A 12,776-nucleotide genomic window follows, 5' to 3' on the forward strand; every position below is an offset into this window, starting at 1 on the left:
CCGGCGGCGATTCTACCAGTCCCATCGATTGAGAGGGTATATGCGGCGCTTTGCCGCGCAGCTTTCATCTAAGGCCGCACACGGCCTTTTGACAGTGTATATTCATCCAGTCTTTAGCCGTATACTCCGGCATTATTTATGCCCGCCGTGCGAGGCCATCTTGGACAAGATCCTGATTCGTGGGGCTAGAACCCACAACCTGAAGAACATCGACCTGACCCTGCCCCGGGACAAACTGATCGTCATCACCGGCTTGTCCGGGTCCGGCAAATCGTCGCTGGCGTTCGACACGCTGTATGCCGAAGGCCAGCGCCGCTATGTGGAATCGCTGTCGGCCTATGCCCGGCAGTTCCTGTCGATGATGGAAAAGCCCGACGTCGACACCATTGAAGGTCTGTCGCCGGCGATCTCCATCGAGCAGAAGTCGACTTCTCATAACCCGCGTTCCACCGTGGGCACCATCACCGAAATCTACGACTACCTTCGCCTGCTGTATGCACGGGTGGGTATTCCGCGTTGCCCGGACCACGACATTCCCCTGGAAGCCCAGACCGTCAGCCAGATGGTCGACCTGGTACTGGCCCAGCCGGAAGGCGCCAAGCTGATGCTGCTGGCACCGGTGATTCGTGAGCGCAAGGGCGAACACCTTTCCGTCTTCGAAGAGCTGCGGGCGCAAGGTTTTGTACGCGCACGGATCAACGGCAAGCTGTATGAGCTGGACGAAGCGCCGAAGCTCGACAAGCAGAAGAAGCACTCGATTGACGTCGTGGTCGACCGCTTCAAAGTGCGCGCCGACCTGCAGCAGCGTCTGGCGGAATCCTTTGAAACCGCATTGAAACTGGCCGACGGTATTGCGCTGGTGGCGCCGATGGACGACGAGCCAGGCGAAGAAATTATCTTCTCCGCCCGGTTTGCCTGCCCGATCTGCGGCCACGCCATCAGCGAGCTGGAACCCAAGCTGTTTTCCTTCAACAACCCGGCCGGTGCCTGCCCGACCTGCGATGGCCTGGGCGTGAAGCAGTTCTTCGACATCAAGCGCCTGGTCAACGGTGACCTGACGCTGGCGGAGGGCGCCATACGCGGCTGGGACAGGCGCAACGTCTATTACTTCCAAATGCTGGGGTCGCTGGCGTCGCACTACAAATTCAGTCTGGAAGTGCCCTTCAACCAACTGCCGGCGGACCAGCAGAAGGTCATCCTCAATGGCAGCGGTTCGCAGAACGTCGACTTCAAGTACCTGAACGACCGTGGCGATATCGTCAAGCGCTCCCACCCGTTCGAAGGCATCGTGCCTAACCTTGAGCGTCGCTACCGCGAGACCGAATCGGCCAGCGTGCGCGAAGAGCTGGCGAAATTCCTCAGCACCCAGCCTTGCCCGGATTGCCGGGGCACTCGCCTGCGTCGTGAGGCGCGGCATGTGTGGGTTGGCGAGAAGACATTGCCGGCGGTGACCAACCTGCCGATCGGTGATGCCTGCGAATACTTTGGCGTGCTCAAGCTAACCGGTCGCCGTGGGGAGATCGCCGACAAGATCCTCAAGGAAATACGCGAGCGGCTGCAATTCCTGGTCAACGTTGGCCTGGACTACCTGTCGCTGGATCGCAGCGCCGATACCTTGTCTGGCGGCGAAGCCCAACGGATTCGCCTGGCCAGCCAGATCGGCGCCGGTCTCGTGGGGGTGCTGTACATTCTTGATGAGCCGTCGATTGGTTTGCACCAGCGGGACAACGATCGCCTGCTCGGTACGTTGAAACACCTGCGAGATATCGGTAACACCGTGATCGTGGTCGAGCACGATGAAGACGCGATTCGCCTGGCGGATTACGTGGTCGACATCGGCCCGGGCGCGGGCGTGCATGGTGGGCATATTGTCGCCGAAGGCACACCTGCCGAAGTCATGGCGCACCCGGACTCGCTGACCGGCAAGTACCTGTCCGGCCGGGTGAAGATCGAAGTACCGGCCAAACGTACACCACGTAACAAGAAGCTCGCGTTACACCTCAAGGGCGCGCGTGGCAACAACCTGCGCAATGTCGATCTGGAAATCCCGCTGGGCCTCCTGACCTGCGTGACCGGAGTTTCAGGCTCCGGCAAGTCGACGCTGATCAACAACACGCTTTTCCCGTTGAGTGCCACCGCCCTGAATGGCGCGACCACACTGGAAGCAGCGCCCCATGACAGCATCAAGGGTCTGGAACACCTGGATAAGGTGGTCGATATCGACCAAAGCCCGATTGGCCGTACCCCACGCTCCAACCCGGCGACCTACACCGGGTTGTTCACGCCGATTCGTGAGCTGTTTGCGGGCGTTCCGGAATCACGCTCACGGGGCTACGGACCGGGTCGGTTCTCGTTCAATGTCAAGGGCGGCCGCTGTGAAGCGTGCCAGGGCGACGGCTTGATCAAGGTGGAGATGCACTTCCTCCCCGACATCTATGTGCCGTGCGATGTGTGCAAGAGCAAGCGTTACAACCGCGAGACGCTGGAGATCAAATACAAGGGCAAGAGCATCCACGAAACCCTGGAGATGACCATCGAGGAAGCACGGGAGTTCTTCGACGCGGTTCCGGCTCTGGCGCGCAAGCTGCAGACGCTGATGGATGTGGGCCTGTCGTATATCAAACTGGGGCAGTCGGCGACCACGCTGTCCGGTGGTGAGGCGCAACGGGTGAAGCTCTCGCGCGAGCTGTCCAAGCGCGATACCGGCAAGACCCTGTATATCCTCGATGAGCCGACCACCGGCCTGCACTTCGCGGATATCCAGCAACTGTTGGACGTATTGCACCGCCTGCGCGACCACGGAAATACCGTGGTGGTGATCGAACACAACCTGGATGTGATCAAGACGGCCGATTGGCTGGTGGACCTGGGGCCGGAAGGGGGTTCCAAGGGCGGCCAGATTATCGCCGTGGGCACGCCGGAGCAGGTCTCCGAAATGCCGCAGTCGCACACTGGTTACTACTTGAAACCATTGCTGGAACGCGACCGGGCCTGACTTTTCCTGGCTCAATAAAAAGCCCCTGTCACTTTACGGTGACAGGGGCTTTTTCGTATCCGGGAATCAGAACTGCGATTGCAGGTAATTCTCCAGGCCGATCAGCTTGATCAGGCCCAGCTGCTTTTCCAGCCAGTAGGTGTGATCTTCTTCGGTGTCATTCAACTGCACCCGCAGGATTTCCCGGGTGACATAGTCGTTGTGCTGCTCGCAGAGCTCGATGCCCTTGCAGAGCGCCGCACGCACCTTGTACTCGAGGCGCAGGTCAGCAGCGAGCATGTCAGGTACCGTGGTGCCCACATCCAGGTCATCGGGACGCATGCGCGGCGTGCCTTCGAGCATCAGGATACGGCGCATCAGTGCGTCGGCGTGCTGTGCCTCTTCTTCCATTTCGTGGTTGATACGCTCGTAGAGCTCAGTAAAGCCCCAGTCTTCGTACATACGCGAGTGGATGAAATATTGGTCACGAGCCGCCAGTTCGCCCGTCAGCAACGTGTTGAGGTAATCGATTACGTCGGGGTGACCTTGCATCGCCCTACATCTCCCTGCTTGAAAGTCTGTAGTTTGAACCATGATGACTCGAAGGTCACGGGACCAACGGCAGAAAAGTGAAGATTTTCCGAGAAAAGTAGCGAAATTAACGCAAAAACCGCCCAAATGAGGGCGGTTCTGCTTATCGTTTAGAGTCAGTTAAGCGATACACCCAGCGCCTTTGCGATTGCTTCTCCATAAGCCGGATCGGCCTTGTAGAAATGCTGCAGTTGGCGCTGAACGACATCGCTGGAAACGCCCCCCATTGCACCGGCAATGTTGTTGGTAAGCAGAGCTTTCTGCTCATCGCTCATCAGACGGAACAGCGCACCGGCGTGGCTGTAGTAATCCGTGTCTTCGCGGTGATCGTAGCGGTCAGCCGCCCCGCTCAAGGCCAAGGCAGGCTCAGCGTACTGAGGTGCTTGTTTAGGCGCATCGGCATAGCTGTTCGGCTCGTAGTTAGGCGCTGCGCCACCGTTGCTTCCGAAGGCCATCGAACCATCACGCTGGTAGCTGTTCACCGGGCTACGCGGGGCGTTCACCGGCAGTTGCTGGTGATTAGTGCCAACACGATAGCGGTGAGCATCTGCGTACGCGAACACGCGACCTTGCAGCATGCGGTCTGGCGACAGACCGACACCAGGGACCATGTTGCTCGGACCGAACGCGGCCTGTTCCACTTCAGCGAAGTAGTTTTGCGGGTTACGGTTCAGCTCCAGTTCACCGACTTCAAGCAACGGGAATTCTTTCTGCGACCAGGTTTTAGTCACATCGAAAGGATTCTCGTAATGAGCGTTGGCCTGAGCCTCTGTCATGATCTGGATGCAGACGCGCCATTTCGGGAAATCACCGCGCTCGATCGCGCCAAACAGATCGCGCTGGGCATAGTCCGGATCAGTACCGGCCAGGCGAGCAGCTTCGGCGGGTGCGAGATTCTTGATGCCCTGTTTGGTCTTGTAGTGCCACTTGACCCAGTGACGCTCGCCCTTGGCGTTGATCAGGCTGTAGGTGTGACTGCCGAAGCCGTGCATGTGGCGGTAGCCATCAGGAATGCCACGGTCCGAAAACAGGATGGTGACCTGGTGCAGCGCCTCAGGGGAATGAGACCAGAAGTCCCACATCATTTGCGCGCTCTTCAGGTTGCTTTGCGGCAGACGCTTCTGGGTATGGATGAAGTCTGGGAACTTCAATGGGTCGCGAATGAAGAATACCGGGGTGTTGTTGCCAACGATGTCCCAATTGCCTTCTTCGGTATAGAACTTCAGGGCGAAGCCGCGTGGGTCGCGCTCGGTGTCAGCCGAGCCGCGTTCGCCACCTACAGTGGAGAACCGCAAGAAGGTAGGCGTTTGCTTGCCGATGGACTCGAACAGCTTAGCGCTGGTGTATTGAGTAATGTCTTTGGTAACCGTGAAGGTCCCGTAGGCACCCGAGCCCTTGGCGTGTACGCGGCGCTCAGGGATGTTTTCACGGTTGAAGTGAGCGAGCTTCTCGATCAGGTGAAAATCGTCGAGGAGCAGCGGACCGCGCGGACCGGCGGAACGGGAATTCTGGTTGTCCGCAACGGGAGCGCCGCTGGCGGTAGTAAGGATTTTATTCTGGCTCATGTTCAATTTCCCTCAGGTCGGACTTGGAACTGCCGGCTAATCGGCTTGGAGGGAGTATTGATCATCAATATGACGTCTACAAATTCATTAAATTGTAGGCTTCGATAGAAAATAACTACCAAACTCCCTGCGGCTCATAGTGCCAAGCACAACCGACAGAAAATTGTACAAATCGCGCTTTTCTTATGCGCACAAAAAACCGGGCACTAGGCCCGGTTCTTCGTTACAGCTTGTCGTCTTACTCGGCGCTTACAGCTTCGCCAGCAGTAGCACGATCAACCAACTCGACGTACGCCATAGGCGCGTTGTCGCCAGCGCGGAAACCGCACTTAAGGATGCGCAGGTAGCCACCCTCACGGGTAGCGTAACGCTTGCCCAGGTCGTTGAAGAGCTTACCAACGATAGCTTTCGAACGAGTACGGTCGAAAGCCAGACGGCGGTTAGCCAGGCTGTCTGTCTTGGCCAAAGTGATCAGCGGCTCAGCAACGCGACGCAGTTCTTTAGCTTTCGGCAGTGTAGTTTTGATCAGCTCGTGCTCGAACAGCGACACCGCCATGTTTTGGAACATGGCCTTGCGGTGCGAGCTGGTACGGCTCAGGTGACGACCACTTTTACGATGACGCATGGTTCATTCCTTACCAAACTCACGTTCGGTGATTACGACGATCAGGCAGTCGCCTTGTCGTCCTTCTTAAGACTTGCAGGCGGCCAGTTGTCGAGGCGCATGCCGAGGGACAGACCGCGGGAGGCCAGAACGTCCTTGATTTCAGTCAAGGATTTCTTGCCCAGGTTCGGAGTCTTCAACAGTTCTACTTCGGTACGCTGAATCAGGTCGCCGATGTAGTAAATGTTTTCCGCCTTAAGGCAGTTAGCCGAACGTACAGTCAGTTCCAGATCGTCAACCGGGCGAAGCAGGATCGGATCGATCTCGTCTTCCTGCTCGATTACCACTGGTTCGCTGTCACCTTTGAGGTCGACGAACGCAGCCAACTGCTGTTGCAGGATGGTTGCAGCGCGGCGGATAGCCTCTTCAGGATCCAGAGTACCGTTGGTTTCCAGATCAATAACCAGCTTGTCCAGGTTAGTACGCTGCTCGACACGGGCGTTTTCCACCACGTATGCGATGCGGCGAACCGGACTGAACGAAGAGTCAAGCTGCAAGCGACCAATGCTGCGGCTTTCGTCTTCATCGCTCTGACGCGAGTCGGCCGGTTCATAACCACGACCACGAGCTACGGTGAGCTTCATGTTCAGGGCGCCGTTAGACGCCAGGTTAGCGATTACGTGATCGGGGTTAACGATCTCGACATCATGATCCAGCTGAATATCGGCAGCGGTAACCACCCCCGAACCCTTCTTCGACAAGGTCAGCGTAACTTCGTCACGGCCGTGCAGCTTGATAGCCAGACCTTTAAGGTTCAACAGGATTTCAATTACGTCTTCCTGTACACCTTCGATGGCGCTGTACTCGTGGAGCACACCGTCAATCTCGGCCTCGACTACTGCACAGCCGGGCATTGAGGACAACAGGATGCGGCGCAGCGCGTTGCCCAGGGTGTGGCCAAAACCACGCTCGAGAGGCTCGAGAGTAATTTTGGCGCGGGTTGGACTGACAACCTGCACATCAATGTGGCGGGGTGTCAGGAACTCATTTACCGAAATCTGCATGGATGCACCTATTTTCTAGCCCTTACTTGGAGTAGAGCTCGACAATCAGGCTTTCGTTGATGTCGGCGGACAGATCACTGCGAGCAGGAACGTTCTTGAAAACGCCCGACTTCTTCTCAGTGTCTACTTCTACCCATTCTACGCGGCCACGTTGGGCACACAGATCGAGAGCTTGGACAATGCGAAGTTGGTTTTTTGCTTTCTCGCGAACTGCGACCACGTCACCAGCACGAACCTGGTAGGACGGAACGTTTACGGTCTGACCGTTAACGCTAATCGACTTGTGCGATACCAGCTGACGGGATTCGGCACGAGTCGAACCAAAGCCCATACGGTATACAACGTTGTCCAGACGGCATTCGAGCAGTTGCAGCAGGTTTTCACCGGTTGCACCTTTCTTGCCAGCAGCTTCTTTGTAGTAGCCGCTGAACTGACGCTCGAGAACGCCGTAGATACGACGGACCTTCTGCTTTTCACGCAGTTGGGTGCCGTAATCGGACTGGCGACCGCGGCGTTGGCCGTGGATACCAGGTGCTGCTTCAATGTTGCACTTCGATTCGATCGCGCGCACGCCGCTCTTCAGGAAGAGATCGGTGCCTTCGCGACGAGCGAGTTTGCATTTTGGACCAATGTAACGAGCCATTCTTTACAATCTCCTGGATTACACGCGGCGCTTCTTCGGCGGACGGCACCCGTTGTGCGGGATTGGCGTCACGTCGGTGATGCTGGCGATCTTATAGCCACAGCCGTTCAAAGCACGGACAGCAGACTCACGACCTGGACCTGGACCTTTGACGTTAACGTCGAGGTTTTTCAGGCCGTATTCCAGCGCAGCTTGACCAGCACGTTCAGCAGCTACTTGAGCAGCAAACGGGGTGGACTTGCGGGAACCGCGGAAACCCGAACCACCGGAGGTAGCCCAAGAAAGCGCGTTACCTTGACGGTCGGTGATGGTCACGATGGTGTTGTTAAAAGAAGCATGGATGTGGGCGATGCCATCAACCACTGTCTTTTTAACTTTTTTACGAGGACGAGCAGCAGGTTTTGCCATGATAATTTTCCTGTCGATTCGCTGGGGCGATTACTTGCGGATCGGCTTACGCGGACCTTTACGGGTACGCGCGTTAGTCTTGGTACGCTGACCGCGTACTGGAAGACCACGACGATGACGCAGACCGCGATAGCAACCGAGGTCCATCAAACGCTTGATTTTCATGTTGATTTCGCGACGCAGGTCACCTTCAGTGGTGAACTTCGCCACTTCGCCACGCAGCAATTCAATCTGCTCGTCGCTCAGATCCTTGATCTTAGCGGCTGGGTTTACCCCAGCAACTGCGCAAATTTTCTGCGCAGTGGTGCGACCAACACCATAGATGTAGGTCAGCGAGATAACAGTGTGCTTGTTATCTGGAATGTTAACGCCTGCAATACGGGCCATTCAGTGGGACTCCAATTGACAGCTACCTACGCCCCGGAAGCCAAGAAATAGGGCGCGAGATAATATCGCTGTAATAACAAATAATCAACCCGGCAGCGCACTAGCTGCCGGGCTTCAAGCGGATCACACTCAGCCTTGGCGCTGTTTGTGACGCGGTTCCGCGCTGCAAATTACTCGAACAACACCTTCGCGGCGAATAATCTTGCAGTTACGGCACAGCTTTTTCACCGATGCACGAACTTTCATCACCAACTCCTCGAACCTTATGGGGTACTCAGCGCAACATGCCGCTGCCGTAGCCCTTCAGGTTGGCTTTCTTCATCAGGGATTCGTACTGGTGCGAAACGAGGTGCGATTGTACTTGGGACATGAAGTCCATCACAACCACGACCACGATCAGCAACGAGGTCCCGCCAAGGTAGAACGGAACGTTTGCTGCAACCACCAGGAACTGGGGCAACAAGCAGACGGCCGTCATATATAGAGCACCGAACAGGGTCAAACGAGTCAGAACGCCATCAATGTAGCGTGCAGACTGCTCACCTGGACGGATGCCCGGAATAAAGGCACCGGACTTCTTCAGGTTTTCCGCTACGTCTTTCGGATTGAACATCAACGCCGTATAGAAGAAGCAGAAGAAAATAATCCCTGCACTAAACAGCAGAATATTCAACGGCTGACCAGGAGCGATCGACTGAGAGAGGTCCTGCAGCCAGCCCATATTTTCAGACTGACCAAACCAGGTACCCAACGAAGCCGGAAACAGCAAAATGCTGCTCGCGAAAATTGCCGGAATAACACCGGCCATATTCACTTTCAGCGGCAAGTGGCTGGTCTGCGCAGCAAAAACCTTACGGCCCTGCTGACGCTTGGCGTAGTGAACAGCAATACGACGCTGGCCACGCTCAATGAACACCACAAAACCGATAATCGCTACTGCCAGCAAACCGATGGCAACCAAGGCAAAAATGTTGATATCACCCTGACGTGCAGACTCGAAAGACTGCCCAATCGCTCTCGGAAGACCGGCGACGATACCTGCGAAAATCAACATCGAGATACCGTTGCCAACACCACGCTCAGTAATCTGCTCACCCAACCACATCATGAACATCGCACCAGCCACAAAAGTGGATACCGCGACGAAATGGAAGCCAAAGTCACCAGTGAACGCAACACCCTGCCCAGCCAGGCCAACGGACATGCCGATAGCTTGGACCAGGGCTAGGATGACAGTGCCGTAGCGGGTGTACTGGCTAATCTTGCGACGGCCAGCTTCACCTTCCTTCTTCAACTGCTCCAGCTGCGGACTGACGGCGGTCATCAGTTGCATGATGATCGATGCCGAGATGTACGGCATGATCCCCAGTGCAAAGATGCTCATCCGTTCCAGCGCGCCGCCGGAAAACATGTTGAACAAGCTAAGAATGGTCCCCTCATTCTGTCGAAACAGGTCTGCGAGTCGATCCGGGTTGATACCTGGAACCGGGATGTGTGCGCCTATTCGGTAGACGATAATCGCCAGGAACAGAAAACGCAGACGAGCCCAAAGTTCAGACATACCGCCTTTGCCGAGCGCTGAGAGAGCACCTTGCTTAGCCATTTATTCCTCGAACTTGCCGCCAGCTGCTTCGATAGCCGAACGCGCACCTTTGGTGGCGCCGATTCCCTTGCCGATAGTGACAGCGCGAGTCACTTCACCGGACAGCATGATTTTCACACGCTGTACGTTGACGTTGATCACGTTGGCATCTTTCAGGGTCTGCACAGTAACGATGTCGCCTTCCACTTTAGCCAGCTCGGACAGACGCACTTCTGCGCGATCCATGGCCTTCAGGGAAACGAAACCGAACTTAGGCAGGCGACGATGCAGCGGCTGTTGACCGCCTTCAAAGCCTGGAGCGATGGTGCCACCGGAGCGGGAGGTTTGACCTTTGTGGCCACGGCCACCAGTCTTACCCAAACCACTACCGATACCACGGCCCGGACGATGCTTTTCGCGACGGGAACCCGGCGCTGGACTCAGATCATTGAGTTTCATCGATTAACCCTCTACACGCAGCATGTAGTAAGCCTTGTTGATCATCCCGCGATTCTCGGGAGTATCCTGGACTTCTACAGTGTGACCGATGCGACGCAGACCCAGACCTTTAACACACAGTTTGTGGTTAGGGATGCGGCCGGTCATGCTTTTGATCAGCGTTACTTTAACGGTAGCCATGATCAGAAAATCTCCTTGACAGTCAGGCCACGCTTGGCAGCGATGGACTCAGGAGATTGCATAGCTTTCAAACCTTTGAAAGTGGCGTGAACCACGTTTACCGGGTTAGTCGAGCCGTAGCACTTGGCCAGAACGTTCTGAACGCCAGCAACTTCGAGGACAGCACGCATAGCGCCGCCAGCGATGATACCGGTACCTTCAGAAGCAGGCTGCATGTACACCTTCGAAGCGCCATGGGCGGACTTCATTGCGTACTGCAGAGTGGTGCCGTTCAGATCAACTTGGATCATGTTGCGACGAGCAGCTTCCATTGCCTTCTGGATCGCAGCAGGCACTTCACGTGACTTGCCACGGCCGAAGCCAACACGCCCTTTACCATCACCTACCACGGTCAACGCGGTGAAAGTGAAGATACGGCCGCCTTTAACGGTTTTTGCTACGCGGTTAACTTGAACCAGCTTCTCAATGTAGCCTTCGTCGCGCTTTTGGTCGTTATTTGACATAACTTAGAACTCCAGCCCAGCTTCACGAGCAGCATCAGCCAGCGCTTTCACGCGACCGTGGTACTTGAAGCCAGAGCGGTCGAAAGCCACTTGCGAGACGCCAGCGGCCTTAGCACGCGTAGCGACCAGCTGGCCAACCTTTGTGGCCGCGTCGATGTTGCCGGTGGCACCATCACGCAGTTCTTTATCCAAAGTCGAGGCGCTTGCCAGGACTTTGTTGCCGTCGGCCGAGATGACCTGGGCGTAGATGTGCTGCGACGAGCGGAACACGCAGAGACGCACGACTTCGAGTTCGTGCATTTTCAGGCGTGCTTTGCGAGCGCGACGCAGTCGAGTAACTTTTTTGTCGGTCATTTGCTATGCCCTACTTCTTCTTGGCTTCTTTACGACGGACGACTTCGTCCGCGTAGCGCACACCTTTGCCTTTGTACGGCTCTGGTGGACGGAAGTCGCGGATCTCAGCGGCCACTTGACCTACCAGCTGCTTGTCGATGCCCTTGATCAGGATATCGGTCTGGCTAGGGGTCTCAGCAGTGATGCCCGCTGGCAGTTCGTAATCCACAGGGTGCGAGAAGCCAAGGGCAAGGTTCAAAACCGTGCCTTTTGCTTGCGCTTTGTAACCAACACCGACCAGCTGGAGCTTACGCTCGAAGCCTTGGCTTACGCCTTGGACCATGTTGTTTACCAACGCACGCGTGGTACCGGCCATTGCGCGAGTTTGTTGATCGCCATTGCGAGCAGCGAAACGCAGCTCACCAGCTTCTTCAACGATCTCAACGGACGAATGGATGTTCAGTTCAAGAGTACCCTTGGCACCCTTCACCGAAAGCTGTTGGCCTGCGAATTTGACTTCGACACCGGCTGGCAGCTTAACGGGGTTCTTAGCGACGCGAGACATGCTTATCCCCCCTTAGAACACAGTGCAAAGAACTTCGCCGCCGACACCGGCAGCGCGCGCAGCACGATCCGTCATCACACCTTTGTTGGTGGAGACGATAGACACGCCCAGACCGCCACGAACTTTCGGCAGATCTTCAGCGGACTTGTACTGACGCAGGCCTGGACGGCTAACGCGCTTCACTTCCTCGATGACCGAACGGCCTTCGAAGTACTTCAGCTCGATGGACAGCAGCGCTTTTACATCGCTGCTGATCTGATAACCCGCAATGTAGCCTTCGTCTTTCAGGACTTTGGCAACAGCCACCTTCAACTTGGAAGATGGCATGCTTACGACGGACTTTTCAGCCATCTGGGCATTACGGATACGAGTTAGCATGTCCGCTAACGGGTCCTGCATACTCATGGGCTAGACGCTCCTAATACAAAAAAATTAGCCTTGCGGCTACATATGTCGCCGAGAATCTCCGGGTAAAACACACGGGCTCAGGCGAGCCGCGTATTTTAGACACACTCCAGAAATGAAACAAGCCCCAAAAGGGGCTTGTTCCAGATTCAAGGTCACCGGTGGTCGTTATCTTGCGATTCGAACCACCTGGACTTCGAAAGTACTTACCAGCTGGCTTTAACCAGACCAGGTACGTCACCACGCATTGCCGCTTCACGCAGTTTGTTACGGCCGAGGCCGAACTTGCGGTAAACGCCGTGCGGACGACCGGTCAGGCGGCAGCGGTTACGCATGCGCGAGGCGCTTGCGTCACGTGGCTGCTTCTGCAGAGCAACTGTCGCTTCCCAACGTGCTTCTGGACTTGCGTTCAGATCGACGATGATTGCTTTCAGTGCTGCACGCTTCTTGGCGTACTTGGCAACCGTGAGCTGACGCTTCAGCTCGCGGTTTTTCATGCTCATCTTGGCCATG

17 protein-coding genes are annotated in these 12,776 nt (G+C 56.2%); 1 reads left to right on the top strand and 16 read right to left on the bottom strand.

The window, feature by feature from the left end; translation table 11 throughout:
* Positions 1–160: 160 nt before the first annotated feature.
* Positions 161–2,995 carry an excinuclease ABC subunit UvrA gene (gene uvrA, locus ACZ445_RS26935; protein ID WP_179040747.1) on the top strand — a complete coding sequence of 945 codons (2,835 nt, stop codon included), beginning with the start codon at positions 161–163 and terminating at the stop codon, positions 2,993–2,995.
* Positions 2,996–3,061: 66 nt separating this feature from the next.
* On the opposite strand, the gene bfr is transcribed toward uvrA, so the two are convergent.
* The 16 genes from bfr to rpsN all read right to left on the bottom strand — a co-directional run bounded on the left by bfr (position 3,062) and on the right by rpsN (position 12,775).
* Positions 3,062–3,526 carry a bacterioferritin gene (gene bfr, locus ACZ445_RS26940; RefSeq protein WP_003176400.1) on the bottom strand — a complete coding sequence of 155 codons (465 nt, stop codon included), beginning with the start codon at positions 3,524–3,526 and terminating at the stop codon, positions 3,062–3,064.
* A 155-nt stretch (positions 3,527–3,681) separates the two neighbouring features.
* Positions 3,682–5,130, bottom strand: coding sequence for a catalase (locus ACZ445_RS26945; protein WP_058424563.1), 1,449 nt, complete (start codon positions 5,128–5,130; stop codon positions 3,682–3,684).
* Positions 5,131–5,368: 238 nt separating this feature from the next.
* Positions 5,369–5,755, bottom strand: coding sequence for a 50S ribosomal protein L17 (gene rplQ / locus ACZ445_RS26950; RefSeq protein ID WP_003176402.1), 387 nt, complete (start codon positions 5,753–5,755; stop codon positions 5,369–5,371).
* 41 nt (positions 5,756–5,796) lie between these two features.
* Positions 5,797–6,798 (bottom strand): DNA-directed RNA polymerase subunit alpha, encoded by a 1,002-nt coding sequence (locus ACZ445_RS26955; protein WP_003176403.1) that lies wholly within the window; start codon positions 6,796–6,798, stop codon positions 5,797–5,799.
* Positions 6,799–6,820: 22 nt separating this feature from the next.
* Positions 6,821–7,441, bottom strand: a complete 621-nt coding sequence (rpsD, locus tag ACZ445_RS26960) for a 30S ribosomal protein S4 (RefSeq protein WP_003176404.1) — start codon at positions 7,439–7,441, stop codon at positions 6,821–6,823.
* 18 nt (positions 7,442–7,459) lie between these two features.
* A complete protein-coding gene (gene rpsK, locus ACZ445_RS26965) occupies positions 7,460–7,849 on the bottom strand; it encodes a 30S ribosomal protein S11 (protein WP_002555466.1) in 390 nt (129 codons plus the stop codon).
* Between the two features lie 30 nt (positions 7,850–7,879).
* Positions 7,880–8,236: a 30S ribosomal protein S13 gene (gene rpsM / locus ACZ445_RS26970; protein ID WP_024077676.1), complete on the bottom strand. Its 357-nt coding sequence runs from the start codon at positions 8,234–8,236 to the stop codon at positions 7,880–7,882.
* 129 nt (positions 8,237–8,365) lie between these two features.
* Positions 8,366–8,482, bottom strand: coding sequence for a 50S ribosomal protein L36 (rpmJ, locus tag ACZ445_RS26975; RefSeq protein WP_002555468.1), 117 nt, complete (start codon positions 8,480–8,482; stop codon positions 8,366–8,368).
* 28 nt (positions 8,483–8,510) lie between these two features.
* Positions 8,511–9,839, bottom strand: a complete 1,329-nt coding sequence (secY, locus tag ACZ445_RS26980) for a preprotein translocase subunit SecY (protein WP_003176406.1) — start codon at positions 9,837–9,839, stop codon at positions 8,511–8,513.
* Positions 9,840–10,277, bottom strand: a complete 438-nt coding sequence (gene rplO / locus ACZ445_RS26985) for a 50S ribosomal protein L15 (protein WP_003176407.1) — start codon at positions 10,275–10,277, stop codon at positions 9,840–9,842.
* 3 nt (positions 10,278–10,280) lie between these two features.
* Entirely contained in the window at positions 10,281–10,457 is a 177-nt protein-coding gene (rpmD, locus tag ACZ445_RS26990) for a 50S ribosomal protein L30 (protein WP_003176408.1), read from the bottom strand.
* 2 nt (positions 10,458–10,459) lie between these two features.
* Complete coding sequence (rpsE, locus tag ACZ445_RS26995; protein WP_003176409.1) at positions 10,460–10,960, bottom strand: 30S ribosomal protein S5; 501 nt, start codon at positions 10,958–10,960, stop codon at positions 10,460–10,462.
* A 3-nt stretch (positions 10,961–10,963) separates the two neighbouring features.
* Entirely contained in the window at positions 10,964–11,314 is a 351-nt protein-coding gene (gene rplR, locus ACZ445_RS27000; RefSeq protein WP_003186037.1) for a 50S ribosomal protein L18, read from the bottom strand.
* A gap of 10 nt (positions 11,315–11,324) precedes the next feature.
* Positions 11,325–11,858, bottom strand: coding sequence for a 50S ribosomal protein L6 (rplF, locus tag ACZ445_RS27005; RefSeq protein WP_003194640.1), 534 nt, complete (start codon positions 11,856–11,858; stop codon positions 11,325–11,327).
* 12 nt (positions 11,859–11,870) lie between these two features.
* A complete protein-coding gene (gene rpsH / locus ACZ445_RS27010; protein WP_010206883.1) occupies positions 11,871–12,263 on the bottom strand; it encodes a 30S ribosomal protein S8 in 393 nt (130 codons plus the stop codon).
* 206 nt (positions 12,264–12,469) lie between these two features.
* A complete protein-coding gene (rpsN, locus tag ACZ445_RS27015; protein ID WP_003176414.1) occupies positions 12,470–12,775 on the bottom strand; it encodes a 30S ribosomal protein S14 in 306 nt (101 codons plus the stop codon).
* Between the last annotated feature and the right edge of the window lies 1 nt (position 12,776).

The organism is Pseudomonas allii (assembly GCF_055380095.1).

Coding starts and splice junctions, on each gene's coding strand:
- bfr (WP_003176400.1), bottom strand. CDS start 3,526: ATGCAAGGTCACCCCGACGTAATCGATTACCTCAACACGTTGCTGACG.
- ACZ445_RS26945 (WP_058424563.1), bottom strand. CDS start 5,130: ATGAGCCAGAATAAAATCCTTACTACCGCCAGCGGCGCTCCCGTTGCG.
- rplQ (WP_003176402.1), bottom strand. CDS start 5,755: ATGCGTCATCGTAAAAGTGGTCGTCACCTGAGCCGTACCAGCTCGCAC.
- ACZ445_RS26955 (WP_003176403.1), bottom strand. CDS start 6,798: ATGCAGATTTCGGTAAATGAGTTCCTGACACCCCGCCACATTGATGTG.
- rpsD (WP_003176404.1), bottom strand. CDS start 7,441: ATGGCTCGTTACATTGGTCCAAAATGCAAACTCGCTCGTCGCGAAGGC.
- rpsK (WP_002555466.1), bottom strand. CDS start 7,849: ATGGCAAAACCTGCTGCTCGTCCTCGTAAAAAAGTTAAAAAGACAGTG.
- rpsM (WP_024077676.1), bottom strand. CDS start 8,236: ATGGCCCGTATTGCAGGCGTTAACATTCCAGATAACAAGCACACTGTT.
- rpmJ (WP_002555468.1), bottom strand. CDS start 8,482: ATGAAAGTTCGTGCATCGGTGAAAAAGCTGTGCCGTAACTGCAAGATT.
- secY (WP_003176406.1), bottom strand. CDS start 9,839: ATGGCTAAGCAAGGTGCTCTCTCAGCGCTCGGCAAAGGCGGTATGTCT.
- rplO (WP_003176407.1), bottom strand. CDS start 10,277: ATGAAACTCAATGATCTGAGTCCAGCGCCGGGTTCCCGTCGCGAAAAG.
- rpmD (WP_003176408.1), bottom strand. CDS start 10,457: ATGGCTACCGTTAAAGTAACGCTGATCAAAAGCATGACCGGCCGCATC.
- rpsE (WP_003176409.1), bottom strand. CDS start 10,960: ATGTCAAATAACGACCAAAAGCGCGACGAAGGCTACATTGAGAAGCTG.
- rplR (WP_003186037.1), bottom strand. CDS start 11,314: ATGACCGACAAAAAAGTTACTCGACTGCGTCGCGCTCGCAAAGCACGC.
- rplF (WP_003194640.1), bottom strand. CDS start 11,858: ATGTCTCGCGTCGCTAAGAACCCCGTTAAGCTGCCAGCCGGTGTCGAA.
- rpsH (WP_010206883.1), bottom strand. CDS start 12,263: ATGAGTATGCAGGACCCGTTAGCGGACATGCTAACTCGTATCCGTAAT.
- rpsN (WP_003176414.1), bottom strand. CDS start 12,775: ATGGCCAAGATGAGCATGAAAAACCGCGAGCTGAAGCGTCAGCTCACG.